The 26114-nt window shown below is 71.4% G+C and carries 26 protein-coding genes; 16 read left to right on the forward strand and 10 right to left on the reverse strand.

Annotated elements, in window-relative coordinates:
• The first annotated feature begins 63 nt into the window (after positions 1-63).
• Positions 64-915 carry an alpha/beta fold hydrolase gene (locus tag DFJ67_RS12265; protein WP_116067996.1) on the forward strand — a complete coding sequence of 284 codons (852 nt, stop codon included), beginning with the start codon at positions 64-66 and terminating at the stop codon, positions 913-915.
• Here the strand turns inward: DFJ67_RS12265 and DFJ67_RS12270 are convergent.
• The 3 genes from DFJ67_RS12270 to DFJ67_RS12280 form a co-directional block, all read right to left on the reverse strand.
• Complete coding sequence (locus DFJ67_RS12270) at positions 912-1343, reverse strand: hypothetical protein (protein WP_116076097.1); 432 nt, start codon at positions 1341-1343, stop codon at positions 912-914. The genes DFJ67_RS12265 and DFJ67_RS12270 overlap by 4 nt on opposite strands.
• Before the next feature lie 153 nt (positions 1344-1496).
• Complete coding sequence (locus tag DFJ67_RS12275) at positions 1497-2729, reverse strand: cation:proton antiporter (protein WP_116067997.1); 1233 nt, start codon at positions 2727-2729, stop codon at positions 1497-1499.
• A 7-nt stretch (positions 2730-2736) separates the two neighbouring features.
• Complete coding sequence (locus DFJ67_RS12280) at positions 2737-3237, reverse strand: cation:proton antiporter regulatory subunit (RefSeq protein WP_116067998.1); 501 nt, start codon at positions 3235-3237, stop codon at positions 2737-2739.
• Between the two features lie 71 nt (positions 3238-3308).
• Between DFJ67_RS12280 and DFJ67_RS12285 the strand changes: the two genes are divergently transcribed.
• From DFJ67_RS12285 to DFJ67_RS12320, 8 genes are all read left to right on the forward strand, one after another.
• Positions 3309-4409 (forward strand): beta propeller repeat protein, encoded by a 1101-nt coding sequence (locus DFJ67_RS12285; protein ID WP_116067999.1) that lies wholly within the window; start codon positions 3309-3311, stop codon positions 4407-4409.
• Between the two features lie 85 nt (positions 4410-4494).
• On the forward strand, positions 4495-7092 hold the full coding sequence (clpB, locus tag DFJ67_RS12290; RefSeq protein ID WP_116068000.1) for an ATP-dependent chaperone ClpB: 2598 nt from the start codon (positions 4495-4497) through the stop codon (positions 7090-7092).
• Between the two features lie 105 nt (positions 7093-7197).
• A complete protein-coding gene (locus DFJ67_RS12295) occupies positions 7198-7908 on the forward strand; it encodes a hypothetical protein (protein ID WP_116068001.1) in 711 nt (236 codons plus the stop codon).
• An 89-nt stretch (positions 7909-7997) separates the two neighbouring features.
• Positions 7998-8642, forward strand: coding sequence for a hypothetical protein (locus DFJ67_RS12300; protein WP_116068002.1), 645 nt, complete (start codon positions 7998-8000; stop codon positions 8640-8642).
• 11 nt (positions 8643-8653) lie between these two features.
• On the forward strand, positions 8654-9421 hold the full coding sequence (locus DFJ67_RS12305) for an SDR family NAD(P)-dependent oxidoreductase (RefSeq protein WP_116076098.1): 768 nt from the start codon (positions 8654-8656) through the stop codon (positions 9419-9421).
• A 100-nt stretch (positions 9422-9521) separates the two neighbouring features.
• Positions 9522-10061 (forward strand): orotate phosphoribosyltransferase, encoded by a 540-nt coding sequence (gene pyrE / locus DFJ67_RS12310; protein WP_116068003.1) that lies wholly within the window; start codon positions 9522-9524, stop codon positions 10059-10061.
• Between the two features lie 57 nt (positions 10062-10118).
• Complete coding sequence (locus DFJ67_RS12315) at positions 10119-10499, forward strand: ArsR/SmtB family transcription factor (RefSeq protein ID WP_116068004.1); 381 nt, start codon at positions 10119-10121, stop codon at positions 10497-10499.
• A gap of 4 nt (positions 10500-10503) precedes the next feature.
• The gene (locus tag DFJ67_RS12320) at positions 10504-11169 is read left to right on the forward strand and encodes a class II aldolase/adducin family protein (protein ID WP_116068005.1); all 666 of its coding nucleotides are present in this window, start codon (positions 10504-10506) and stop codon (positions 11167-11169) included.
• 968 nt (positions 11170-12137) lie between these two features.
• Here the strand turns inward: DFJ67_RS12320 and DFJ67_RS12325 are convergent.
• From DFJ67_RS12325 to DFJ67_RS12335, 3 genes are all read right to left on the reverse strand, one after another.
• Positions 12138-12911 carry a DedA family protein gene (locus DFJ67_RS12325; RefSeq protein ID WP_203784411.1) on the reverse strand — a complete coding sequence of 258 codons (774 nt, stop codon included), beginning with the start codon at positions 12909-12911 and terminating at the stop codon, positions 12138-12140.
• A 219-nt stretch (positions 12912-13130) separates the two neighbouring features.
• A complete protein-coding gene (locus DFJ67_RS12330) occupies positions 13131-14300 on the reverse strand; it encodes a hypothetical protein (RefSeq protein WP_116068007.1) in 1170 nt (389 codons plus the stop codon).
• 32 nt (positions 14301-14332) lie between these two features.
• The gene (locus DFJ67_RS12335; RefSeq protein ID WP_116068008.1) at positions 14333-15847 is read right to left on the reverse strand and encodes a hypothetical protein; all 1515 of its coding nucleotides are present in this window, start codon (positions 15845-15847) and stop codon (positions 14333-14335) included.
• A 169-nt stretch (positions 15848-16016) separates the two neighbouring features.
• Here DFJ67_RS12335 and DFJ67_RS12340 point away from each other — a divergent pair, with 169 nt between their 5' ends.
• Both DFJ67_RS12340 and DFJ67_RS12345 read left to right on the forward strand, forming a co-directional pair.
• The gene (locus DFJ67_RS12340; RefSeq protein ID WP_116076100.1) at positions 16017-16505 is read left to right on the forward strand and encodes a SigE family RNA polymerase sigma factor; all 489 of its coding nucleotides are present in this window, start codon (positions 16017-16019) and stop codon (positions 16503-16505) included.
• The gene (locus DFJ67_RS12345; RefSeq protein ID WP_116068009.1) at positions 16502-17542 is read left to right on the forward strand and encodes an LCP family protein; all 1041 of its coding nucleotides are present in this window, start codon (positions 16502-16504) and stop codon (positions 17540-17542) included. The genes DFJ67_RS12340 and DFJ67_RS12345 overlap by 4 nt, the downstream gene beginning before the upstream one ends.
• On the opposite strand, the gene DFJ67_RS42635 is transcribed toward DFJ67_RS12345, so the two are convergent.
• Entirely contained in the window at positions 17543-17716 is a 174-nt protein-coding gene (locus DFJ67_RS42635) for a hypothetical protein (RefSeq protein ID WP_170215818.1), read from the reverse strand.
• 111 nt (positions 17717-17827) lie between these two features.
• On the opposite strand from DFJ67_RS42635, the gene DFJ67_RS12350 reads away from it, so the two are divergent.
• The 4 genes from DFJ67_RS12350 to DFJ67_RS12365 all read left to right on the forward strand — a co-directional run bounded on the left by DFJ67_RS12350 (position 17828) and on the right by DFJ67_RS12365 (position 20962).
• Complete coding sequence (locus DFJ67_RS12350) at positions 17828-18214, forward strand: phage holin family protein (protein WP_116076102.1); 387 nt, start codon at positions 17828-17830, stop codon at positions 18212-18214.
• A gap of 94 nt (positions 18215-18308) precedes the next feature.
• Positions 18309-19334, forward strand: a complete 1026-nt coding sequence (fbaA, locus tag DFJ67_RS12355; RefSeq protein ID WP_116068010.1) for a class II fructose-bisphosphate aldolase — start codon at positions 18309-18311, stop codon at positions 19332-19334.
• A 79-nt stretch (positions 19335-19413) separates the two neighbouring features.
• Positions 19414-19941 (forward strand): hypothetical protein, encoded by a 528-nt coding sequence (locus DFJ67_RS12360; protein ID WP_116068011.1) that lies wholly within the window; start codon positions 19414-19416, stop codon positions 19939-19941.
• Between the two features lie 16 nt (positions 19942-19957).
• Complete coding sequence (locus tag DFJ67_RS12365; protein WP_116068012.1) at positions 19958-20962, forward strand: SEC-C domain-containing protein; 1005 nt, start codon at positions 19958-19960, stop codon at positions 20960-20962.
• Here the strand turns inward: DFJ67_RS12365 and DFJ67_RS12370 are convergent.
• Positions 20959-22143, reverse strand: a complete 1185-nt coding sequence (locus tag DFJ67_RS12370) for an LOG family protein (protein ID WP_116068013.1) — start codon at positions 22141-22143, stop codon at positions 20959-20961. The genes DFJ67_RS12365 and DFJ67_RS12370 overlap by 4 nt on opposite strands.
• A gap of 174 nt (positions 22144-22317) precedes the next feature.
• On the opposite strand from DFJ67_RS12370, the gene DFJ67_RS12375 reads away from it, so the two are divergent.
• The gene (locus tag DFJ67_RS12375) at positions 22318-22743 is read left to right on the forward strand and encodes a DUF3151 domain-containing protein (protein ID WP_116068014.1); all 426 of its coding nucleotides are present in this window, start codon (positions 22318-22320) and stop codon (positions 22741-22743) included.
• On the opposite strand, the gene DFJ67_RS12380 is transcribed toward DFJ67_RS12375, so the two are convergent.
• Positions 22740-24656, reverse strand: a complete 1917-nt coding sequence (locus DFJ67_RS12380; RefSeq protein WP_425321073.1) for a MinD/ParA family ATP-binding protein — start codon at positions 24654-24656, stop codon at positions 22740-22742. The genes DFJ67_RS12375 and DFJ67_RS12380 overlap by 4 nt on opposite strands.
• Before the next feature lie 490 nt (positions 24657-25146).
• Positions 25147-26079 (reverse strand): diacylglycerol kinase family protein, encoded by a 933-nt coding sequence (locus tag DFJ67_RS12385; protein WP_116068015.1) that lies wholly within the window; start codon positions 26077-26079, stop codon positions 25147-25149.
• Between the last annotated feature and the right edge of the window lie 35 nt (positions 26080-26114).

Genomic DNA, 26114 nt, shown 5'->3' on the forward strand with positions numbered 1-26114 from the left:
ATCGGACAAAGAAGGCCGGGATCCACGGGGGGTCCCGGCCTTCTTCGCCCGGGGGGTTCGTGAGTGGACATTCAACATCGCCGCATCGCGGCCAACGACGCCGTGCATCACTACGCGGTCGTCGGTTCGGGTCCGCCGCTGATCCTGCTGCACGGCTTCCCGGAAACGTGGCGGGCCTGGTTGCGGGTGGCGCAGCGGCTGGCAGCCGACTTCCGCATCATCATGCCCGACCTGCGCGGGCTGGGCGGCTCGCCGGGGCCGGCGAGCGGTTACGACAAACACAGCCTGGCGGCGGATGTACGCGCGATCGCGCGCACCGAGTTCGGCAACACCCGCGCCGTGGTCTGCGGGCACGACCTCGGCGGTTACGTCGGGTTCGCGTACGCCCTGAGCCACCGCGACGCCACCGGGGCCCTGGTGCTGGTCGAAGCGGCACCACCGGGCACCTCGCAGCTCGACCACCTGATGACCAACCCGCGCACCTGGCACCTGGCGTTCCACGCCAACGCCGACGTCGCCCACCTGCTGATCAGCGGGCGGGAACGGGCCTACGTCGACTTCCTGATCCGGTCCCGGATCTTCGACGCCGGCGCGATCGACGCCGCCGACGTCGACCGCTACGCGGAGGCCTACGCGGCGCCCGGTGCGCTGCGGGCCGCGCTGGAGATGTATCGCTCGCTCGCCCTCGACCGGCAGCTCAACCTGGCGGCGCTGGCCGAGGACGGCCGGCTGGCCATGCCGGTCACCGCCGTCGGCGCCGCCCCGAGCGCGACCACGGCGGGCCTGCGGGAGATGCTCGGCGAGATCGCCGTGGACGGGCGCGCCGAACTCGTCGAGGAGACGGGCTATTGGATCCCGGAGGAACGCCCGGCGCAGCTGGCCGAGATCATCCGGAACGCCTCCGAAGGGCTCTAGGAGAGCCGGCGGCCGGAGCGGACCAGGCCGCCCTCGCACCAGTCGCGATAGTCGAACAGGTCGGGCTTGGCCAGCAGCACCCGGCTGTTGTGTGCCCAGGTGCGCATCTGGTCGTCGCCCAGCGACTCGGCCTGCTGCACCAGCTTGCGCAGCCGCCGTTTGGGGTGGGCCCGGAACTTCGTGCGGATGCCGTCGGCCGCGTAGATGTAGAGGCAGTGCAGCGCGAAGCGGCGGGCCGGGCAGGAGCGGTCCATCGCCAGCTCGAACAGCGTCGTGACGAGATGATCGCCAGAGACCAGCAGGTCCCAGTCTTGCGGCATCGTCTGCAGCGGCACCGAGTCCGGATCGTAGGCCCAGGCGCGTAGCTCCGCGGGCGTTGGATCAACGGGATTGGTGAAGCCGCTGAACGACGTCGACTGCACGCTCACGGACACCTCGCTCCGCATGGTCATGCGTCGATCTCGCTCAATGGTCGATCTTCCGCTTCCAGACCCCTCTGCGCTGCGACCGTAGCGCTTGCCGAGGTGCGACGGAAGGGGCCAAAGGTTAAGACCCGGGCACGATCGCCTGAGCGCGCTGAGTTACTGGCTAGTAGCGTCCGGTGTGTGCCGAGTTAGGGCTCCTTCGGCCGCCAGCCGCCGGCCCGGCCGCGGTTGCAGCAGCGCCTTGAACCACTCGAAGTCGGGTAGCCGCGCGATCACCGGACCGACCACAACCGTGATCAGCACGTACGCGGTCGCGAGCGCGCCGAGCTTCGCCGGTATCCCCGGAGTGGCCACCGCCAGGCCGGCGATGACGATCGAGAACTCGCCCCGCGGCGTCAGCGCGAACCCGGCCCGCCACCGACCACGCACCGCGATGCCGGCGCGCCTGGCGGCGACGTACCCCGTGAGCACCTTGGTGGTGATCGTGACGACCGCGAGCCCGATCGCCGGCAACAGCACCGGCGGGATGTCGGCGGGGTTGGTGGTCAACCCGAAGAAGACGAAGAACACCGCGGCGAAGATGTCGCGCAGCGGCGAGAGCAGTTGGGTCGCGTGGTGTGCGACCGGGCCGGAGACCGCGATGCCGACCAGGAACGCGCCGACCGCCGCCGACACCTTGAGCTGCGCGGCCACGCCGGCGACCAGCAGGGTCAGGCCGAAGACGCCGAGCAGCAACGCCTCGGGGTCGCGCGCCGAGATCGCCTTGGAGATCCAGCCGCCGAAGCGGATCGCGACCACCAGCACGACGGAGACCGCGAGCACCGCCACGCCGAGCGCGACGCCGCCGCCGATCAGGCCCGTGCCGGCCAGCAGCGCGGTCAGCAACGGCAGGTAGAGCGCCATCGCCAGGTCTTCCATCACCAGCACGGAGAGCACCACCGGGGTCTCCCGGTTGCCCAGCCGGCCCAGGTCGGCGAGCACCTTGGCGACCACACCCGACGAGGTCACCCAGGTGACGCCGGCCAGCACCACCGCGGCCACCCAGCCCCAGCCGAGCAGCAGGGCGAACGCCGCGCCCGGCAGGGCGTTGAGGGCCGCGTCGAGCAGGCCGACCGGTGCCGCCGCGCGCAGGTTGCCGACCAACTCGTCGGCCGAATATTCCAGGCCGAGCAGCACCAGCAGCAGGATCACGCCGATCTCGGCGCCGACCGAGAAGAACTGCTCGCTGGCGCTCAGCGGCAGCAGCCCGCCGTGCCCGAACGCGAGGCCCGCCAGTAGGTAGAGCGGGATCGGCGAGATGCCGAACCGGCGGCTGAGCCGCCCGAGCAGGCCGAGGAGGAACATCAGTGCCCCGACCTCGATGAGCAGGACCGTCGTGCTCTCATGCATGGCCGGTTCAGCCGTCCGGGTCGCCGTCGGCGAGGATCCGGGTCAGCGCGTCGAGACCCTTGCGGGTGCCGACGGCGACGACCACGTCACCGGTCTCGAAGCCGAAGTCTGGCCCCGGCGACGGGATCACCCCGGCGCCGCGCAGGATCGCGACGATCGACGCGCTGGTGCGGGTGCGGGCCTTGGTGTCACCGAGCGGCCGGCCGACGAAGGGCGTGCCGGCGGGCAGCGCGATCTGCTCGGTGAGCAGGCCGGCGGCCTGGTCGCGGAGCCCCGCGAGCTGGCCCAGCATCAGTGACGCGCCGAGCAGGTCGGCCAGCGCCTCGGCCTCTTCGTCGCGCAGCGGGATCGCGGCCAGCCGCGCGTCGGGGTCGTCGGCGTCGTAGACGATCAGCGCGCGGCGGCCGTCGCGATGCGACACGACACCGAGCCGCTGGCCCGACTCTGTGACGAAGTCGTGCCGCACGCCGATGCCGGGTAACGATGTCTGTTCCACCCTCACTCGCACGCTGGCAACCTATCCAAAGATCGGGAACCATGCCCGTCGCCGGAGACTCGTGACCTTGGCGGGGAGGTGTCATGCGCGGACGGAACCTGGTGGCGGCGGCGGCCGCCGTACTCGTGCTGCTCGGTGGTTGTTCGATCGGTGACATCCGGCGGCCGCCGCCAACGCCCCCGCCGCCCACGTCCCCACCGGCGACCCTGGCGGGCTTCGAGGTGCGGCACGGGTCGGTGCCGGTGCCGCCGAGCTATCACCTGCAAAACGTCGAGTTCGTCAACCAGGCGCTCGGCTACGCGCTGTTCGATCGGTGCGGGTCGACCAGCGCCGCGCCCGGGCCGGCCGAGAGCTGCTCGGCGGCGGTCGTGCGCACCGACGACGGTGGCCGGAGCTGGCATCAGGTCTACCACCCGCATCCCGAGGGCAAGGGCCATCAGTTGTACGCCGTCGATAGGCGGCTGGTGCTCCACGTCGACCCGGACGGCTGGTATGTCTCCAACGACGGCGGCGTCACCTATGCGCACACGCCCGAGGGCGGACCGATCCCGGCGGCCTACCGGGCGTTGTCCGGCGAGTTCCAGGCGTGCTGCGACAGCGACAAGAAACAGCGGGTGATGCGGCTGCGGGCTGACGGTTCGTTGGTGCCGACGAAGGCGCAGCCGCCGATCGCCGACCTCCGCACGGTCTCCTCGTCGGTGCACTGGGTTTACGCGGTCGGGCTCGTCGAGGGTCGGCCGGAAACCTGGGTGTCCAACGATGCCGGCGACACCTGGCGGCAGGTGGCCGTTGGCGGCGCGAGCGGGCGGCTGGAGGCCGTGCACATCGACGTCGACCGCGGCGGGACGTTCGCCTGGATGACCGGGCAGACCGACCTGATCTCCTGGCCGTCGCTGTTCTACTTCGACGGGCAGGGCTGGCGGGCGATGACTGCCTCCGGGCACCCCGACCGGTTCATCTCGGGCGTCGTGCTCGAAGACGCCTCGCTCGCGGTCACCACGCCGGACCGGGCCGGCCTGGTCTCGGGTGGGCTGTTCCAGTGGGTCGACTGGCCGATCAGCGACTGCTTCCTGCGGTTGCTGGCGGATGGCACGCTGTTCTGCGCGGCCGGCCCGGTGTCCTGGCTGGGCGTCGCGTTCGGCGGCAAGTGGACGTGGATCAAAGTCCTGGTCGGCAACGAGTGACGTAGCTCACAGCCTGGGAGTTGAGCGGAATAGGCTCAACTCTGGTTGTGTCGTGTCTAGTGGACGCCAGCTATCAGGGGAGCCCATGAACACCGAACGTCTGACGACCAAGAGTCGTGAGGTCATCACCGGCGCCGCCGCGGGCGCGGCCCAGCGCGGCAACGCCACCGTCGAACCGTGGCACATGCTGCTCGCACTGCTCGACACCGGCGGCTCGACCGCCGGCGGCCTGCTGCGCGCGGTCGGCGCCAACGCCGCCGACATCCGCCGCGCCGCCGCCCGGGCGATCGAGGGCCTGCCCACCGCGCAGGGCCCGAGCGTCGCCGAGCCCAGCCTGTCCCGCGAGTTCGTCAACGCGATCGGCGCGGCCGAGCAGATCGCCCGCCCGCTCGGCGACGAGTTCGTCTCCACCGAGCACCTGCTGGCCGGCCTCGCCCGGGTCGGCGGTGCGGTCGCCGACCTGCTCAAGCAGCAGGGTGCCACCGAAGCCAACCTCGTCGCCGCGTTCCCGACCATCCGCGGCGGCGACCGCCGGGTCACCAACGCCGACCCGGAGCAGACCTACCAGGCGCTGGAGAAATACGGCGTCGACCTGACCGCGCGGGCCCGCGACGGCAAGACCGACCCGGTGATCGGCCGCGATTCCGAGATCCGCCGGGTCATGCAGGTGCTGTCCCGCAAGACGAAGAACAACCCGGTGCTGATCGGCGAGCCCGGCGTCGGCAAGACCGCGATCGTCGAGGGCCTGGCACAGCGGATCGTGGCCGGTGACGTGCCCGAGTCGCTGCGCGACAAGAAGCTGGTCGCGCTCGACCTCGCCGCGATGGTCGCCGGCGCGTCCTACCGGGGCCAGTTCGAGGAGCGGCTCAAGTCGGTCCTCGAGGAGATCAAGAACTCCGACGGCCAGGTCATCACGTTCCTCGACGAGTTGCACACCGTCGTCGGCGCCGGCCGCGGCGAGGGTTCGATGGACGCCGGCAACATGCTCAAGCCGATGCTCGCCCGCGGTGAGCTGCGCATGGTCGGTGCCACCACGCTCGACGAATACCGCGAGCACATCGAGAAGGACCCGGCGCTGGAGCGCCGCTTCCAGCCGGTCGTGGTCGGCGAGCCCTCGGTCGAAGACACCATCGGGATCCTGCGCGGCCTCAAGGAGCGCTACGAGGTGCACCACGGCGTGCGGATCACCGACGCCGCGCTGGTGGCCGCGGCGTCGCTCTCGAACCGCTACATCGCCGACCGGTTCCTCCCCGACAAGGCGATCGACCTGGTCGACGAGGCCGGCTCCCGGCTCCGCATGGAGATCGACTCGCGGCCGGTCGAGGTCGACGAGGTCGAGCGCGCGGTGCGCCGGCTCGAGATCGAGGAGATGGCGCTGGAGAAGGAGCCCGACGTGGCCTCCGCCGAGCGCCTGGCCCGGCTGCGCAAGGAGTTGGCCGACAAGCGCGAGCAGATGACGGCCCTGTCCGAGCGGTGGCGCCTGGAGAAGGAGCACATCACCAAGATCTCGACGGCCAAGGAGGAGCTGGAGCGGCTGCGCGGCGAGGAGAGCGTCGCCGAGCGCGACGGCGACTTCGCCCGGGCCTCCGAGCTGCGCTACGGCCGCATCCCCGACCTGGAGGCCGAGCTGGTCGCCGCCGAGGCCGAGTTGGTCTCGCTGCAGGCCAGCGGCGCCATGCTGAAGGAAGAGGTCAGCGCCGACGACATCGCCACCGTCGTCGCCGCGTGGACCGGCATCCCGGCCGGGCGGCTGCTGGAGGGTGAGACCACCAAGCTGCTGCGGATGGAGGAGTCCCTGTCGTCCCGCGTGGTCGGCCAGCCCGAGGCGGTCGGCGCGGTCTCCGACGCGGTCCGCCGGGCGCGGGCCGGCATCGCCGACCCCGATCGCCCGACCGGCAGCTTCCTGTTCCTCGGGCCGACCGGTGTGGGCAAGACCGAGCTCGCGAAGGCGCTCGCCGAGTTCCTGTTCGACGACGAGCGGGCAATGGTACGCATCGACATGAGCGAGTACGGCGAGAAGCACAGCGTCGCCCGTCTCGTCGGTGCGCCACCCGGATACATCGGCTACGAGGAGGGCGGTCAGCTGACCGAGGCGGTGCGCCGCCGGCCCTACTCGGTGATCCTGCTCGACGAGGTCGAGAAGGCCCACCCCGACGTGTTCGACGTGCTGCTCCAGGTGCTCGACGACGGCCGGCTCACCGACGGGCAGGGCCGCACGGTCGACTTCCGCAACGCGATCCTGATCCTCACCTCCAACCTCGGTTCGACGCTGATCGCCGACCCGACGCTCGGCGAGGAGCAGCGGCGCGAGGCGGTGCTCGCGGTGGTCCGCGCCCACTTCAAGCCGGAGTTCCTCAACCGGCTCGACGACATCGTGGTGTTCGGGGCGCTGTCCGGCCCGCAGCTGCGCGCGATCGTCGACATCCAGCTCGACCACCTGCGCGCCCGGCTCGCTGAGCGGCGACTGTCGCTCGACGTGACCGAGCCGGCCCGGGTCTGGCTGGCCGAGCACGGGTTCGACCCGATCTACGGTGCCCGCCCGCTGCGCCGGCTGGTGCAGTCGTCGATCGGCGACCAGCTCGCCAAGGCGCTGCTGGGCGGCGAGATCCGCGACGGCGACAGTGTCTCGGTCGACCTCGCCGACACCAAGGACGGCCTGACCGTGATGGCTCTGGTCAACTGATCGATCACGATCGACGCCCCCACCGCGCCGCGGTGGGGGCGACAGGCTTGCGCGAGCCCGGTACGGTGATCTTCACTCATCGTGATGTATCGAGGAAGGAGCGCCGTGTCCGAGCTCGCCCCCGGTCCGGACCGTGTCCGGCCGCCGGGCACCGTCAGGATCTCCAGCTATCTCCTCTACGCCACCGCGGCGATCGAGGTCATCAGCCTGCTCGTCACGCTGGCGACGCTCAGCGACCTGCGCCAGGGGCTCAACGACGCCTACGCCGGCACGACGCTGGAAGACGCCGGCGACACCGCGGCCGTCGTCGTCGCGGTCGCCGGTGGTGTCATCGCCCTGATCATCGCCATCGGGCTGGTGGTCCTGGGCTTCCTCAACCTGCGCGGCAAGAACGCCGCCCGGATCGTCACCTGGATCGTCGGCGGTCTGTTCGTGCTCTGCTGCGGCATCGGTTCGCTGCTCGGCGCCGCCGGCGGCGGGATGAACTTCGACAGTGGCGCCGACGCGCCCGACGCGGCCGACGTGCAGTCGAAGATCGACGCCGCCATGCCGAGCTGGCACGGGCCGGTCAACACCGTGCTGTCGATCATCCCGATCCTGCTGGTGCTGGGCACGCTGATCCTGCTCGCCCTGCCCGCCTCCAACGCCTGGTTCAAGCCCAAGGCCGCCACCTGGGAGCCGCCGACCCCGGGCTACCCGGTGATGCCGGGTTCGAGCTACCCCACCCCGCCCTACCCCCAGGGCGAGCCGCCGCTGCCGCCGGCGCCGCCGGCTGCTGGCAGTGAGCCGCCGGAGACCCCCGCGCCACCCCGATAGCGATTGCCCGCACGGCCGGGGCCCGCCGAGTAGGTTCCTCCACAACGGAACTACCGGAGGGCCCCGTGTCATACCCAGCATCACCACTCGTGCAACAGCCGGTGACCACCCCGCGCCGCCGGCCGGGTGCCGTCGTCGGCGCCGGCGGCGTCCTGCTGCTGATGGCGTTCGGCAGCGTGCTCTACGGCGCCACCGGCCTCGCGCTGATGCCCGGCATCATCGACCGGTTCCAGGCCGCCGCCTTCACCGCCGGGGTCACGGTCGACGAGATCGACAGCGCCACCCGGCTGTTGCGCGGCGTGCCGATCGCGGCCGCGTTCGTCGGCGTTGTCGGCGCGGTGCTGCTGGTCGTGCTCGCGATCGGCACGCTGCGCGGCAACAGCGCGGTGCGGGTCGCGGCCTGGGTGGTCTGCGGCGTCGGCCTGGTCGGCGGCGGCCTCGCGGCGGTCTTCGGGTTCGCCCAACGGATCGGCTCGTGGTCCGACGACGCGGTCATCCAGGCGCTCACCGCGGCGCATCCTGGCTGGTGGCTGTGGACCAGCGCGGTCCTTTCCGTCCTACAGGCGCTGGGCTACGTTGTGGTGGCGCTGCTGCTGGCCTCGCCCGCGGCCAACGCATACTTCCGGCGCACGCCGTCGCTACCCCCAGGCCCCACCGGCTCGGCGCCGCCACCCCCGCCCCCGGTCGACCCGACTGACTGGCAGCGCCCGTCGACCACCCCCGCCGCCATGTGAAGGACCGCACCGTGCCGACCGCACTCGTCACCGGCGCCACCGCGGGCATCGGTGCCGCTTTCGCGCGCCGCCTCGCCGCCGACGGCTACGACCTCGTCCTCGTCGCCCGCGACACCGACCGGCTCACCACCCTGGCCGCCGAACTCGGCGGCAGCGTCGAGGTGCTGCCCGCCGATCTGTCCACCGAGCCCGGCCTGGCCGCGGTCGCCGAACGGCTCGGCGGCCACGTCGACCTGTTGGTGAACAACGCCGGCGCGACCCTCAACCGGTCGTTCCTCAAGTCGACGGCCGACGACGAAGCCTGGCTGCTGCGGCTCAACGTGCTCGCCGTGATGCGCCTTACTCACGCGGCCCTGCCGGCGATGACCGACCGCGGCAATGGGTCTGTGATCAACGTCTCGTCAGCCTCCTCATTCGCACCCGTCATGCCGGGCTCGACATACCCGGCGAGCAAAGCGTGGGTCACCCATTTCAGTGAGTCGATCGGGCGATCTGTCGGGCGGTTCGGCGTACACGTGATGGCCCTCTGTCCCGGATATACGCGCACCGAGTTCCACAGCCGGGCGGGCATAGACGTGTCGAAAACCCCCTCTTGGATGTGGTTACAGGCCGACGACGTGGTCGCGCACGGACTCCGGGATCTGGCCCGTGGCCGCCTCGTGAGCGTGCCGAACTGGAAATACAAGGTCGCGGTGTTCGGCATGCGGCACGCACCGCGCGGGTTGTTCGCGCGCGTCGCCAACGACACCCGCGGCCGCATCGGTCGCGACAACCTGTGATCGCCGGCCGTCCGGCGACCGTTCGCTAAAGGGCGAAATTTCCCGATCCCTGGTGGGGCGCCCAGCAGCTTCACAGGATCGACCAGTACGCTTCTCCACCATGGGGGACCACGACGACCTGCGTAAATTCATCACCGACCTTGCCGTTGTGCACGGTCGCGTGGTGCTTTCCTCAGGCCGTGAGGCCGACTGGTATGTCGACCTACGTCGCGTGGCCCTTCACTATGCGTCCGCACCGTTGGTCGGACGCGTCATGCTCGACCTGACTTCCGACTGGGACTTCGACGCGGTGGGTGGCCTCACCCTCGGTGCCGACCCGGTGGCGACCGCCATGCTCCATGCGGCGGCGTCGACCGGGCGACCGCTCGACGCGTTCGTGGTCCGTAAGACGGCCAAGGCGCACGGTCTCCAACGCCGGATCGAGGGTCCTGATGTTGCCGGACGACGGGTGCTTGTCGTGGAAGACGCCTCCACGACAGGGCAAAGCCCGTTGACCGCCGTCGAGGCGCTCCGGGAAGCCGGGGCTGAGGTAGTAGGCGTAGCGGTTATCGTCGATCGGGGAGCAGGGGACGCCATTCGGGCGGCCGGGCTCTCCTATAAGGCGGCCTACTCGATGGCTGACCTCGGCCTAGTGGCGTAAAAGTTTGCCGATTCGGACCTGCTCATATGCAGGCGGGTCGATGCTGTAAGTGGAAGGATGGAAATCGTGGGAACTGCGTTGGCTGAAATGTCCATGCCTCAGATCTCGCCGCTAGCCGGCGAGCCAATCGAACGTGCCGACGCCGAGCGCCTCGCCGGGGTGCTCAAGGCGCTCGCCGACCCGGCCCGACTGAGGCTCCTGAGCCTCATCCAGTCGGCACCGGAAGGCGAGGCCTGCGTCTGCGACCTGACCGCACCACTCGGCCTGTCCCAGCCGACCGTGAGCCACCACCTCCGGATCCTGACCGAGGCGGGGCTGCTCGAGCGGGAGAAGCGCGGCGTGTGGGCCTACTACCGGCTCGTGCCGTCGGCTATCGCGACGATCGCCGATCTGCTCACCCCGCCGCGCAAGCGGGCCACCAAGAAGGCCGCCCGCTGAAGCGGTGAGCGCCACAGGCCCGGCGTCGCCTCCAAGACTCGACGCCGGGTCCGAAGACGAGCGCGACCTACGCGACCAGCTCGCGCAGGTCGGTGCCGAGGTGGTTCGTGCCGGCCTCGTGGTCGGCTCAGGTGGCAACCTGTCGGCTCGCCGACCGGGCGATGACACCTGCTGGGTGACCGGTGCCGGCACCTGGTTGGACCGGCTCGACCGCCCGTCATTCGTGCGCGTCCGGATCAGCGACGGCTCTTCCGAGCCGGGGCTCGTCCCGAGTTCCGAGGTCGCGCTGCACCTGGCGACCTACCGTGCGCGCCCCGACGTGACGGCGATCATCCATCTGCATCCCCAGATGGCGCTGTTGCTCGACGCGCTCGGCGAACGCGTACGCCTGCTGACGACCGACCACGCCTTCTACGTGCGCCGGGTTGGCACCGTGCCGTTCTTCCCGCCGGGCACGGCCGAGTTGGCCGAGGCCGCGGCGGCCGCCGTCGCCGACGGCACCAACTGCTTGATCCTGAGCCGGCACGGCTGCTCGGTGCTGGCCGACAGTGTCGAGCTCGCACACAAACGCGCCAGCAACCTCGAAGAGGCGGCGCACCTGACCTACCGCGCCTTGGCCCTCGGCCGCGCGGCAGACCTCACCGACCAACCCCCGCCCGCCGTCGCCTGACTTCCGGCTGGCCCCGCCGCCCGGCGGCTGACTGCCGCTGCGGCTTTGGTCGGGTGGCGTCCGAGTGCCGCTGCGGGTCTGCTCGGATGGCGCCCGAGTGCCGTTGCGGCTCTGGTCGGGTGGCGCCTGAGTGCCGGCTGGCCCGCCGGCCGTCGCCTGACTGCCGCTGCGGCTCTGGTCCGGTGGCGCCCGAGTACCGCTGCGGGTCTGCTCGGGTGGCGCCCGAGTACCGCCGTGGGTCTGCTCGAGTGGCTGGTGATCGTTTGCAGCTGGTCAGCACCGATAGGCCCGGTTTCCTTGATCATGTGCAGCTCATCAACACCTAGCGCGGCGTGTCGTGCAGACCTGGCGCACATGATCATGGCGGAAGTCATGTGTCGTGCAGATCCGGTGCACATGATCAAGGCGTCGGGCCTCGACCAGCAGATCTAGGTAAAAAGTTGCTGCTCAAGCGACATTCTTTTACCTAGATCTCCCGGAGGGCGGGTCGCCGGCGGCGTGGCGGTGCGCAATACGCCCAAGGGTCTGCCGCGGCCGCCTTCGGAGCGTGTGGGGGGCCGGGGATGCGGCGCATTCGAGCCTCAGCCCGCTGTTTCGGGCGGCTGCGGGTCGTTCGATGGCGGCGCAGGCTCTGGCCACGATGGTCCGGAGGCGAAGCCGTCCGGCTTGCTTGCCGCCGCCGTAGGCGCGGTCGGATCCTGCGGAACCACCCACCCACCGCAACCTGGGCGGATCTCCTCGTCGGGCGTAGCCCACAAACCAGGATCTCCGGGCGGGGACAAGGTGGAGCTCCCTACCGGAAGACCGACCTTGTCCCCGCCCGGAGATCCTGGTGCCCTGAGCGAAGCCCGACGAGGAGATCCGCCTCCACGGGCTGGCATCTTCTTCGAGCGGCCGGGGCCGGGGCAGCGCCCCGGTGGGGTCCGGGGCAAAGCCCCGAAAAGGGGGCAAGGGGCAAAGCCCCCTACCTACGGCGCCCGGTGGCTGCCGCGGCGCTTCTCCTCGACGGCCTCGGCGATGCCGGCCACCGGGGAGACCCCGATGATCGCCATCTCCTTGGCGCGCTTGCGGGCGCGGCGGTCGCGGATGATCTCGATGATGATCGGCAGGATCGAGATGAGCACGATGAGGGCTACGAACGGCAGGATGTAGCGGTCGATGTGGGTGCCGATGGCGTCGTAGATCCGGTCTGCCAGTAGGTAGCCGATCAGGATGATGCCGTCGGTCCAGAGGATCGCGCCGACCACGTTCCAGACGAAGAACTGCTTCGCTGGCATGCCGAGCACGCCGGCTACGGGGTTGAGGAACGTGCGGACGATCGGGATGAAGCGAGCCAGCACGACGGCCTTGGCGGGGCCGAACTTCTGGAAGTAGTGCTCGGCCTTCTCCACGTATTCGCGCTTGAACAACCGCGAGTCGGGCTTGTCGAACATCCGCGTGCCATAGCGGGCACCGAGCAGATGGCCGAGCTGCGCGCCGATGATCGCGCACACCGGCGCACCGATCAGCAGGCCCGCCAGGGAGATCTTGGTGCCGTCACCGAAGATCGCGTCAGCCACTGGAGTCGCGGCGACGCCGGCCAGGAAGAGCAGCGAGTCGCCGGGGAAGAAGAAGCCGACCAGCAGCCCCGTCTCGGCGAACAGAATCGCCCAGACGCCGTAGAGACCGAAGGTGTGGAGCAGGTCCTTCGGATCCAGGGGGTTGAAGGCGAGGTTTTCGGCCAGGGCGCGCGTCGTCTCCACGGGCACAAAGGCTACCGGGCTTGGCAAGTTGACAGTGGTGGGGCGGACAAACCCGGGAAATGTGGCCTGTCCGGCCTTGGCCGAGGGCTACGCCTCGGCCTTGGCCCCGCCGCGAACCAGCCCTCCGCCTCTTGGTCCGGCGTGTGGCACCGGTGTCGACCCCCGCCTTGGGACGGGGCTCTGCCCCGCCCTCGACTCGGCCCTGGTCCTGGCCGCGAGCTACGCCTCAGCCTTGGCCCGTGCCGCGGTCTCGACTGCGCCTTCGGTCCCGGCCTCGGGTTCGGCCTCCGCGCCGGCTTCGGCCCCAGACCCCGCGTCGGCGGTGGCGTCGACCTCAGCCCCGGGTTCGGCGGCGGTCTCGACCTCAGACCTGGCGTTGGTGCTGGCGTCGACCTCAGCCCCGGCGTCGCCGGCGGTCTTGACCTCAGCCGCGGCGTCGCCGGCGGTCTCGACCTCAGACCCGGCGTTGGTGCTGGCGTCGACCTCAGCCCCGGCTTCCGCAGCGGTCTCGACCTCGGACCTGGCGTTGGTGCTGGCCGTGACGTCAGCCCTGGCGTCGGCGGCGGTCTCGACCTCGGACCTGGTGTTGGTGCCGGCCTCGACCTCAGCCCCGGCTTCAGCTGCGGCGTCGGCCTCGGACCCGCTCCAGGCCACGACCTCATCCTCGGTCCTGACCTCATCGTCGGCCTTGACCCCGGTCCCGGTCGGGACCTCCGCGTCGCCCTCAGCCCAAGCCGCATCGTCGTCCTCGTCCTCGACGTCATCCTCGGCGCCCCTGCGTCGGCGCAAGGCGATCACCGCGGCGACTGCCGCGGCCACCACGAGCAGGCCGCCTACGCCGCCGATTACGCCCCACGCCGCGCCGGTTAGGTGCAGGCCGCCGCCGGTTACGTTGATTTCGATCGGTGCCGTGTCGTTGCTGCCGTTGAGGTCGATGATTTCGCCGTCGCACTTGCACCTGACGTTGATGCGGACCGAGCCGCCCTCCACGTCGGTTCCGTCGATTCGCATCGTGAAGGGGAACGTGATGGTCTCGCCGACCGCCACTGCCGAGCCGGGCTGGCAGCGGTAGATGACGGCGTTGGGGTTGGCGTGTAGCTGGCACTCGGGCGGGACGCCTACTGCGGTCGTGCCCTTCGGCATCGTGACGTCGACGATCGTGACCGGGGTGCCGGTGTCGCTGCGGTCCGGCGCGGTCGGACCGTCGTTGCGGAAGCCGATGTTGATGTCGGCCTGGTCGCCGACCGCGCCCTTGATGCGGGCGCCCAGCGCGCGGAAGTCGAAGTTGCCCGTGGGGATCGCGGCCGCGGCCGGTGCGATGCCGGTCATGAGCAGCGCGCCGACGGCTCCGATGACGGCGAGGGTGCGCCAGGCAGGGGTGGTTCGCATGGTCGGTGGTTCTCTCCGTTGCTGGGGAAGTATCAGGTGGCGCGGGTGCGCGTTAGGACGACGGCGCAGGCGCCGACGAGGATCAGGAGGGCGCCCAGGCCCGCGAGTGTGCCGGCCGGCGCGCCCGTAATAGGCAGGCCGCCGCCGCCACGGGGTGGCGCGGGATCGGTCGGGCCGTTGACCACGATCGCCGCCCGGTTGTTGGCGGCGGCGCCGTCGTCGAGGCCGGTGACCTTGACCGCGCCGTCGGTGCGGCCGGCCCGGTCGATTCGCAGGTCGAAGGCGAAGCCGGCGGTGAAGTCGGCGTAGACCGGTAGGTCGGGTCGGCAGCGGTAGGCGGCGGCACCGGGCGTGCCGCCGTTGACGGGCTCGGCGATGCCGCTGACCAGTGGTGCGCACTCGCCGGGCACCGCGGTCGCGGTGGTGCCGGGCGGGATCGTGATGTCGACCGCGACGGCGGCGCCGTTGTGGTCGTCGAGTGCGGCCGGGCCGGAGTTGTGCAGACCGAGCGACACCGACCGGACCGCGCCGACCGGGCCGCGCACGGCCGCACCGGCCGCGGCCAGGTCGGTGCCGTTGCGGCCGGTCACCTTGACCGACACCGAAGTGCTGTTGTTGCTCGGCTCGGTGTCGGCCTGGGGCGGCAACGGCCGCGCGTCGCGCAACGCCAGTTCGCCGGTCAGCGGCAGGTCGCCGTCGGTGCCCGGCTCGCCGCCGGAGTAGCCGTGGCCGGCCAGGAACGCCTCGTAGTCTTCGGCCTCGGCCGCGGTGAACCAGGTGGCCTCGAGGTCGCGGGTCGTCGGCGCGGCCGTGTCGGCGCCGACCTGGAACGGCAGCACCGCCGTGTAGGTGGCACCCGGAGTGAACTCGCCCGCGAACGAGCAGCTGCGGATCCGGTCCAGTACGTACATGCAGTTGTTGAACTTGCGGGTGGCGCGGAACGCGTACACGTCGGTGAAGTAGATCCTGGGTTCGTTGACGGCGGTTGCCCCGGCGACGTCGACCCGCAGCGGGAGCGTGAACGACTCGCCCGGCGCGCGGCTCAGTGCGGTCGACGGGCCGGCGACCAGGTCGACGCCGTCGCCCACCCGAACCCATGACGACGTGCTCGAGGTGAGCCCGACCCCGCCGGCGCTGACGTTGAGCTGCAGCGGGCCTTCGCCGCCGGACGTGCCGTCGACGGCCCTGATCACGACGTCGAATTCGCCCGGCAGCGGGCTGGCGCCCAGCCGGAGCTGGTCGCGGGTGCAGGTGAGGATCAGCGGGTCCACAAGGGAGCATCCGGAGCCGGCCGGTGCGACCACCTCGGCCACGCCGTCGAGGGCGCTGAAGTCGTAGGTGACCTCGACGTCGTCGAGCACCAGCGACTCGGCGGAGATGAGCGTGACGCCGGCGACGACCCCGGGCCCGCCGATCGCGACGGTGACATCCCGCATGGCGACCGCCACGATTTCAGGGGCGGCGATCGCGGGCGGCGGTGCGATCACGAGGGCGGCGGCGGCCGCACCGCAGCCGCCGATCAGCGTGCGCGCGATCCTGCGCAGCATCTCGCATCCTCCCCAGGGATCGATGCGCAGCCTAGTTATCGGAGATCAGAATCGCGATACCGCGCACGCTAGTCTGGCCGAACGGCTGAATATCGGTGATCATCGCAGCGCTTCGTCTGCCCGCGGACGTCGTCCAGGCAGAGCCATCCCGGAGGTACCCGTGACGCCGCTGACGTACGAGGAGTTCGCCGATGTCCAACTCGGCGCCATGCTCCGGTACGCCGTGATGCTCTGCGGCGATCCGCACCTGGCACAGGATCTGGTGCAGGAGACGATGGTCCGGGTGCAGCTCAACTGGCGGAAGGTGGCCCGCGCCGACGCGCCCGACCGCTACGTGCGCCGCATGATCACCAATCAATACCTCGACTGGCGGCGCGGTTCGTGGCTGCGCCGGGTGCTGCTGCGCGCCGAGCCCGACGAGGCGTCCCGGGTCTCGCCCGTCGACCACGCACAGACCACCGCCGACCGCGACCAGATCTGGACCTGGCTCGCCCGGTTGCCCAAGGCGCAACGCGCGGCCCTGGTGCTGCGTTACTACGAAGACCTGCCGGATGCCGAGATAGCCGAGATCCTCGGTTGCGCGGTCGGCACGGTACGGTCGTCGATCTCGCGGGCCCTTGCGACCCTGCGGGCGGAAATGGTGGAGACCTGCCCATGATCGAAGAGCAACTGCGCGAGACGTTCGAGCGGCACGAGACACTCGCGCCGCCGTCGGCTCCGCTGCGCGCGGCCATCGATCGTGCCGTCGTACGCCGCCGCCGCAACCGTCTCACCCGCCGGTTGGCCGGTGCCGCCGCCGCCCTGGTCGCCGTCGCCTCGTTGCCGTTCGCGCTGAACACGACCGCCGCCCTGCCGGCCATCGAGAACACCATGCTGCCGGGCGCCGCGCCCCCGGTCGACCGGCCGCTCACGGTCGCGGTGCTCGGTGTCGACGACGACGGCGGGCGCAGCTACCGGGCCGACACGGTGCTCGTCGTGCACGTTCCGGCCGGCAGCCACACCGCCTACCTGGTCTCGTTGCCGCGCGACCTGCTGGTGGAGATCCCCGATCGCGGCCGGGCCCGGCTCGGCGAGACCTTCTACTTCGGCAGCCAGCGCAAGGGCCAGTCGCCGGATCTGGCCGCTGGTGCGGAGTTGACGGCGCGCACGGTCACCGCGACCACCGGGATGCCGATCGACGCCACGGTCACCGTGCGTTTCTCGGGCTTGCGGGAGGTCACCGACGCGCTGGGCGGCGTGCAGATCTGCCTCGACCGGCCGGTGCCCGCGCGGCGCGGCGACCACATCTACCCGGCGGGCTGCCAGCGGCTCGACGGCCGGAGCATGCTCGACCTGCTCCGGCAGCGCCGCCTCCCGCACGGCGTCTACGACCGCGACGCCAACGGCCGGGCCTTCGTGCGCGGCCTGCTCGGCAGTTCGGTCGGCGACCCGGTGCGGCTGGCCCGGGTGGTGAAGGCCGCAGCCGACGGGATCTCGGTCGCCGGCGCCGGGGTCACGACGCCGCAACTGCTCCGGGTGGCCACCGAGATCGACGCGGTCACCGCGGTCGACATCGGCTCCGACTTCCGCGGCGTGACCATCGACAAGGTGGAATACGAGCGGCTCGACCCGGCCCGCAGCGCGCCGGTGTTCGCGGCGATCCGCGACAACCGGCTGGTCGACTGGGTCGCGGCCAACCCGAAGGCCGTGCGCTAGCTAGCGATAGTCGTCGTCGCCGACGACGACCTGCGACTGCTCGACGGCATCGGCCTCCGGAACCTCGGCGCCGGTGTGCACCGGGTCGTCGCGACCGGCACCGTCGTCGGGCTGCGCCGGCGTGGCCTGCTCACTCACGTCGGCTTCGGGCCGCTCTTCGTCTGGCTGTGTCATCGGCGCCGCCTCCCTTCCTTCTCACCGTACGGCCGGCGCCCCTTGCCCCGCGGTCAGCGCGGCAAACCCCGGGGCCGCGGCCGGATGCGTGCCGGTGTCACGATGGGTGCCATGGGAATGCTGATCCGGGTGGTCATCAACGCGATCGCCCTGTGGATCACCGCGCTGCTCGTGCCCGGCATCGACGTGGGCGGCGGCAACGCCGGCCACACCGCCCTGACCGTGCTCGTGGTCGCCGTGATCTTCGGGGTCGTCAACGCGATCCTGAAACCGATCATCAAGGTCGTCGGGTGTGTTTTCTACATCCTGACGCTGGGCCTGATCGCCCTCGTCGTCAACGCGCTCCTCTTCCTCCTCACCGACTGGATCAGTCAACAGTTCGACCTCCCGTTCGCCATCGACGGTTTCTGGCCCGCGTTCTGGGGCGCGATCGTGATGGCCGCGGTGAGTTGGGTGTTGAGCTTCCTCGTCCCGGAGCCGCGCGCCGAGAACGACTGACCTGGCTGTCAGGGCATTCTGCTGTTGCGGGATACTTTCCTGCGGAGGACAGCGCGGTCCGGCACACGTGACCGGTAGACAAGGAGCGGCAGACATGCCCATCGCTTCGCCCGAGGTGTACGCCGAAATGCTCGATCGCGCCAAGGCTGGCGCGTTCGCCTATCCCGCCATCAATGTGACGTCGTCGCAGTCGCTCAACGCGGCGCTGCGCGGCTTCGCCGAGGCGGAGAGCGACGGCATCATCCAGGTCTCGACCGGTGGTGCCGAATACCTCTCCGGCCCGACCGTCAAGAACATGGTGTCCGGCGCCGTTTCGCTCGCCGCCTACGCACACGAGGTCGCCAAGAACTACCCAGTGAACATCGCGTTGCACACCGACCACTGCCCGAAGGACAAGCTCGACAAATACGTCCGGCCGCTGCTCGCCATCTCCAAGGAGCGGGTCGCGCGCGGCGAGGCGCCGCTGTTCCAGTCGCACATGTGGGACGGCTCCGCGGTGCCGCTCGACGAAAACCTCGACATCGCCGCCGAGTTGCTCGCCGAGGCCGCCGCCGCACACGTCGTGCTGGAGATCGAGGTCGGCGTCGTCGGCGGTGAGGAAGACGGCGTCGAAAACGCCATCAACCACAAGCTCTACACCACCGTCGAAGACGGCCTGGCCATGGTCGACAAGCTCGGCCTGGGCGAGAAGGGCCGCTACATGGCGGCGCTGACCTTCGGCAACGTGCACGGCGTCTACAAGCCGGGCAACGTCAAGCTCCGCCCGGAGATCCTCAAGGAGATCCAGGACGCGGTCGGTGCCCGCACCGGCAAGGAGAAGCCGCTGTCGCTGGTGTTCCACGGCGGCTCCGGCTCGCTGCTCTCGGAGATCCGCGAGGCGCTCGACTACGGCGTGGTCAAGATGAACATCGACACCGACACGCAGTACGCGTTCACCCGGCCCGTCGCGGACCACATGTTCAAGAACTACGACGGCGTGCTCAAGATCGATGGCGAGGTCGGCAACAAGAAGCAGTACGACCCGCGCGCCTGGGGCAAGGCGGCCGAGGAGGGCATGGCCAAGCGGGTCTCGCACGCGTGCGAAGACCTCCGCTCGACCGGGACCACCCTGGCCAAGTAAGCGACGCGTAGCCCGGTTCCCTCGTTGGGGACCGGGCTTCGTTTTGTGGTCTCGTGACCGATTTCGGTACGATCGACCGATGTCTGTGGCATTGACCATCGAGGGGTACGCGCCGCAGTGGCACCACACGGCTCGCACCCTGGCCGCCGTACACCGTGCTCGGTTTGATCGGCTGATCGACCGCACGCTGGTCGGGGCCTGGGTGATGTGGGACCGCGACCGGCAGTCGTGGTTCGCCGAGGGCCCGGTGATCCTCGGTTTCGGCGACACCAACGTCGAGATCACCCACCGCAAGTTCGACGAGTGCGGCATCACCTGGGACCAGGTCGACATGTCGATGCCGTTCGACTGGCCCGGCCTGCGCCTCGACTGGCGGGCGGCTGCCCACCCGGCGCTGGCCCGGGTCACCGGCCGCCGGCTGCGCGAGGTCAACGTGATCGAGCGGATCCTGCCGTCACAGTGGCGGCCGCGGCTGCTCGACGCGATCGAGTTGCGCTTCGAGGGCGCCCGGCTCGCCGTCTACAACGCGATGGACGAGAACGGCCTGTCCTGCCGCACCGAGGTGACCTGGCCCATCGGCTTCTGGCGACGGGTGCCGATCGCCTGAGAGATAGGGTTTCGCGGTGACAACTGCTTCCCTGCTCGACGGTGACGCGCTGGAACTGATCGCCGGGCAGGCGGTCGACCGTGGCGACCCGGCGGCCGGCGCCGCGGAGATCGTGGCGATCGTCGACGAGGGCCGGCTGGCCGACCCGACGGATTCCGCCATCGCGCTGAGCCTGGCCGCCGAGCTGCTCCTCGAGGCCGACGACGCGGCCGGGAGCCTCGCGCTGACCGAGCGGGCCATCGCCGCCCACCGCGCGCAAGGCTCGCCGCCCGACTTCGCGCTCATCTTCCGGGCGCGGCTGATGTTCCTGCTCGACCGTCCCGACGAGGCGATGGCCGAGCTGGTCCCGCTGCGCCCGCTGCTCACCGAGGATCCAGACGCGGCGTCGGCGATCGCCAACGCGTTGTTCGCGGGCGACCGCGGCGAGGTCGCGCACGAGTGGCTGACCGAGGCCGTCGCCGAGGCGCAGGCCGCGGTGCCCGAGACGGAGCCAGAAGACGACGCCGACCAGCTGCCGACTTTGATCTTCTTCGCCCTGCTCAGCGAGCGGCACGAGGTGCGACACGAGCTCGGCCTGCCGCACGACCAGCTCGACGAGATGGCCGAAGCGCTGGAGGAGGCGGTCGAAGACGAGCAGCGCGCCGAGCTCGAGGCGGAGCTGAGCCGGCCGGTCCTCTTCTTCCCGGAGGCCGAGTTCGACGAGTTGTCGCGGCGGCTGCCCGACCTGGCCAGGATCTGCGGGCCGACCTGGGACGAGCACCGCACCGACCTCGAGCGCGTGCTCACCGCTCGCGCGGCCGAGGGGGTGCCGGTCGACCTGCGGCTCGTGCACGGCTCGGCGGCCGACCTGGCGGCGTTCGTCGAGGGGCGCGACGTCGCCGACGATGTGATCGATCTTTACGTCGACGAGCTCGAGGGCCGGGCGGCCGGCGTGTCCTGGCCGCCGGCGCGCAACGACGCCTGCTGGTGCGGTTCCGGGGCCAAATACAAGAAGTGCTGCCTGCCCCGGTCGCGCGACTAGGCCGGTTTGGTCAGCACCCGCACGGCCTCGGCCACGTCGTCGGTGACGTGGATGGTCGACGACAGGTCGCCGAACCGCGACAGGGCCATCAGCGGGCGGAGCAGGCTCTCGATCGGCAGCGTCCGGGTCCAGTAGTCGGTGTCCAGGAACACGTAGGCGCCGCTAGCTCCGTCGGTGCCGTAGAAGGTCTTGGTCGCCGCCTGGAACACCTCCTGGACCGTGCCGGCGCGGCCGGGAGCGAAGACGATGCCGCCGCGGGCCAGGCGCAGGATCATGTCCTCGCGGATCGCGTTGGAGAAGTATTTCGCGATCCGACCGGCGAACAGGTTGGCCGGCTCGTGCCCGTACAACCAGGTGGGTATCGCCAGGCCCCCCTCGCGTGCCCAGTCGTCGCCGGTGGGCGCGAACCGGTCGCGGACCCGCAGCGCCGCCGCGGTGAACGGGTCGTGGTCGAGGAAGTCGGGCGCACCGGCCAGCTCGTCGATCGCGCTGGTCAGGTCTTCGGCCGGATGGCGGGAGAGGAAGGCGCCGAGGTTGGCGGCCTCCATCACGCCGGGGCCGCCGCCGGTCACGATGAGCTGGCCGGCCCGGGTGAGCTCCCAGCCCAGCGTGGCGGCCATCCGGTAAGCGGCCGAGCCGCGCGGCACCGCGTGGCCGCCCATCACCCCGACGACCGTGTCGGCGCCGTGCTCGGCGACCCAGGTCCGGGTCACGTCGGCGAGGCCGTTGTCGATCGCGTGGTCGTGCAGCCGCTGGGCCAGCGCCTCGCGGATCTCCGGCGTCGCGCCGCCGGCCGCCCGGAAGTGGTCGTAGACCAGCGTGTCGTACATGCCGGCGAAGCCAGCGGTCGCGAAGCCGGCCGAAAGGTCGTCGGGGGTGTAGAGCCGCGACGGGTGGGTCGGGAAGGGCAGGTCCGGGAAGCCGGGGATGACGTGGGCGCCGCGCAGCACCAGCGCGGCTTCGATCTCCGGTGTCTCGAACCGGCAGCCGACGAACAGCGCGCCGGTCACGTCGACGCCGGCCAGCTCCGGGATCGGGTCGCTGTCGAGGTGCAGGCCCTGCACGGTCAGCCCGGCGAGACTGCCGCGGCGCAGGTGATGATCGAGTTCGGCCCGCGACTCGATCTCGTCGGGGGTCGAGTCGGGCAGGGCGACGATGTCGGCGGGTGGTGGGGTCGGCACGCACCACAACGTACGCGAGAGCCCGGCGGCGCCGGGCTCTCGCACCGGGTCCTGGGGAGGCTCCGGACTTCTATTTCTAGTCCTTGCGCCAAGGTCACACTTCCGCCGCACGCGTGACGAAAGCCTCAGCCGTTCAGTCACCGTCCGCGGTCGGTCGCACGGTTGAATGAGCGGATGCAGAACCTGATGCCCGAGCCGCCGGCGACCCGGATCCCGGTCGACGAGTCCGCCGCCGCCGCGCTCGAAGTGGCCGAGAAGGACGGCACCGACGCCGCCTACGAGCAGGTCGCAGCCGCGCACCCGACCTTCAGCGGTGGCTGGGCGGCGCTGGGGCAGCGGGCGCTCGACGAGGGCCACGCGGTGACCGCCTACGCCTACGCCCGCACCGGCTACCACCGCGGCCTGGACCAGCTCCGCCGCAATGGCTGGAAGGGCCACGGCCCGGTGCCGTGGTCGCACGAGGGCAACCGCGGCTTCCTGCACAGCCTCTACGTGCTGTCCCGGGCGGCCGACGAGATCGGCGAGGCCGACGAGGCCGCCCGGTGCGCCCAGTTCCTCCGCGATTGCGACCCCGCGGCGGCCGACGCCCTCGCCGGCTAAAGCCCTTCGGCCACGGCCGCGGCGATCTTCAACCAGGCGTCGCGGCTTTCCTTGCTGATCCCGGCATAGCGGATCGGCTCGCCGGTGTCGATCAACCGCTCATAAGGAGCCAACAACACCGCACGGGTACGCGCGGCGAAGTGGCTCTCGATCGGCGGCAGGTCGATCTCGCGCCGGGACGGCGGCATCGACACGACCGTGACCGCCTGCCTTACGAGCCGGTGACGGCCCGTCTGCTCCAGGTGGTCGAGCATCCGGGCGGCGGTCTCGGCGGAGTCGTTTCGGGCCGACATGGTCACCACGAGCTGGTCGGTCGCGTCGATCGCCGCCTGCCAGTTCTGCGCGCGTACGTTGTTGCCGGTGTCCACGAAGATCAATTTGTAGAAGCGGCTGACCACGTCACGGATGTGCGCGAACGCGGCGGCGGTGAGCATCTCGCCGGCCGTGGCCGACTCGTCGGACGCGAGCACGTCGAACATGCCCTCGCCCTGCGCCCGCACATACTGCGAGAGGTCACCGACCCGCCCCTGCGCGGTGCGGAACTGCGCGAGGTCGCGCAGCAGATCCCGGACCGTGCGGTTGTGGAAGTCCTGCGACGCCCGCATGCCCAGGGTGCCCTGGGTCTCGTTGTTGTCCCAGGCCAGCACGTACCCGCCGCGGTTCTGCCCGAACGTCATCGCGAGCAGCAGAATCGCCACCGTCTTGCCCGCGCCGCCCTTGGGGTTGACCACGGTGACCTGGCGCAGCCCACCGAAGTTGCGGCGGACGGTCTCGATCTCCTGCCGCCGGCTCCGCTCGTGTGCGCCGGGCGGCAGCTTGACCAGACCCATCGAGGTCTTGTTGAGCACCGCGCGCACGCCACTGCTGGCGATCGGGTCCGGTGGGCGCATCGCGCGGCGCCGGGCGAAGTCGTCGGCGGTCGGCACGCCCGCGTCGGGCGTCCATTCCGCAGCGCGGGGGTTGGCGGTCGCGGGCGGGGTCGACGGGGTCGGCATCCGGTAGACGCCCTGCTGCGGAACCTCGACCACACCTGGAGCGATCTCGCCTTGCGCCGGGTCGTGCTGGTCCGCGGCGGGCGGCTGGCCCGGGTGGCCGGCGTGGGCCGCCTGCCCGGGATGGCCGGCGGGGCCGGGGATGCCGGGGCCAGGCGGGACCGGCTGGGCGCCGCCGGGGTGCGGGGGTGCGGCCGGTGGTGGGGAGGTCGGCCGTTGCGGGGGTTGTGACCAGGGCGTTCCGCTCGGCGTGCCGTCGGCGCCGCGTTGCATCGGCATCGAGGCCGCCTGCTGAGCCGCACCGGATTGCTGGTCGGGCTGGGTGGCCGGCGGGCGGTATGCCGGCGGCATCGGACCGGGCGGCGTCGCGACGGGCTGCTGGTGTGACTGGACCGGCTCTGCCTGCGTCGCGTCGGCGTGCGGCCCTGCCGGTTGGTCGGGCCGGGCCTGTTGCGGTGCAGGTTGCTGCGGCGGTGCCGGCGCGTCGCCGGGACCGGCGGGCTGGTGCGGTGCGGCTCCCTGCCCCGCAGGCGGGAAGCCAGGCTGGTGTGCCCCGGCGGCCTGCGTGCCGGCCGGCTGATGTGGAGCAGTCGCCTGCGGCCCTGCCGGGTGGCCAGGCTGGTGTGGGCCTGCCGCCTGCGCGGCGGGCCCTTGGCCGGGCTGGTGTGTGCCAGCGGCTTGCGGTGCGGGCGATTGGCCGGGCTGGTGTGGGCCTGCCGCCTGCGCGGCGGGCCCTTGGCCGGGCTGGTGTGGCGCGGCGGCTTGCGGCGCGGGCGGTTGACCCGGCTGGTGCGGTCCGGCGGCGTGCGGTGCGGAGCCTTGGCCCGGCTGCTGTGGGCCGCCTTGCGGTGCGGGCGGAAAGCCCGGCTGGTGCGGGCCACCGGAACCAGGCTGCGGGGGCGCCGGCGGGCGGCCATACACGCCCTGCTGGGCCGGACCGCCGTGCCGGCCGGCGTCTCCGCTGAACTGACCGGCGGTCAGATGATGACCCGCGCCCGGCTGAACCGGACCCGGATGACCGCCCGGGGGGAACGGCGGCGGTGGCGGGGCGGGTGGCTGCACGGACTGCCCGGGCGGCCGCACCGGCGGCGGAGGGTTCGGAGCAGGTCGGCCGGCACTCGGTGCGGGCAGACCGGGCCGGTTGATCGGCGGCGGTGCGGGCGGCGCCGGCACCCGGATCGGCGGCGGTGGCGGCGGCACCGCGGGCGTGCCCGGGTCCTGGTCGTCGGACCCGGCCTCGGGGTCGTCCGGCGGCCAGGGCTGCTCGCCGCCGCGCCACTGCGCGGCGCCGTTGCCTGCCGGCCGGTAGACCCGGTCCGAATCGTCAACCACGCCGGCCACCCCCACATTCAGCGGTCACTACCGTCCCAAGCGTAAGGCGAACCTGCTTCGACAGCCGCACCGCGGGAGATCAGCGGGTGTAGACGGCCCAGGCGCCTGGTTCGATCCACCAGGATCGCTTGCGGGTGAGGGTTCCCGCGACCCCGTCGTCGACGAACGGGATCTCCTCGTCGCGGGGCAGCACCGCCACGGCGCGACCACGGGCGCGGCGCACCTCGACCCGCGGCTTGGCCCGGCCGAACAGCGTGCGGGAGACCACCGGGACCGCGATCGCGACCTCGATCTGCCCGGACGTCGGGTCGGCGCCGGTCAACAGCGGCAGGCCGTCGAGGTCGGCATAACCGGCGGCGTTGCCGACCGCGCAGGCCAGCACCGGGTCGTCGCCGTCGCTGAGCACCGCGTCGTCGACCTCCACCCGACCGCGCCAGGGGAGCAGCTTGTCGTCGGCGCGGCCGCCGATCAGCGCGCCGTCGAGGGTGACCGAGCCGGCATCGTTGCGCAGCAGGTCGAGCCGCTTGACCGGGCCGTCGAGGACGGCCGCCGCGACCGCCGCGGGGTCGCGGGGCAGGCCGAGCTGCTCGACAAGATCACGAGAAGCCGGACCCATCGGGAGTACGGCTACCGCCGGCAGGTCGGGCACCGTCCGGTTACCGGCGAGGTCGGCGGGGCGGCGGCTGGGCGCTGGCGCGTACCGCCGGACAAGTCTGCGCAGCACGTGCCGCAACTGACTGTCGGTGGCCGTGGCGACCACCAGCCGGGTCTTGCTGTCGCGATCTGGCCAGGTCAGGCCGTCAGGCCGGGCCGGGCCGTCGAACCTCGCCAGGACCGCGTCGATCGCCTTGTCGTCGTGTGCGGTGACCGTCTCGACCCGCGCACCGGCGGCGACCAGCGCGTCCATGCAGGCCCGCACGGGGGCCCGCAAAGTATCCGTGGCGCAGGTGTCCGCGCCGCAACACGCCTCACCCGCCCCTTCGGCCAGGGTCAGCAGGACCACGTCGTACACGGTCGGTCTCCTCGGGCGTGAACGCTGTCGCGTCC

It is taken from the genome of Asanoa ferruginea, from assembly GCF_003387075.1.
Lineage (GTDB): Bacteria > Actinomycetota > Actinomycetes > Mycobacteriales > Micromonosporaceae > Asanoa > Asanoa ferruginea.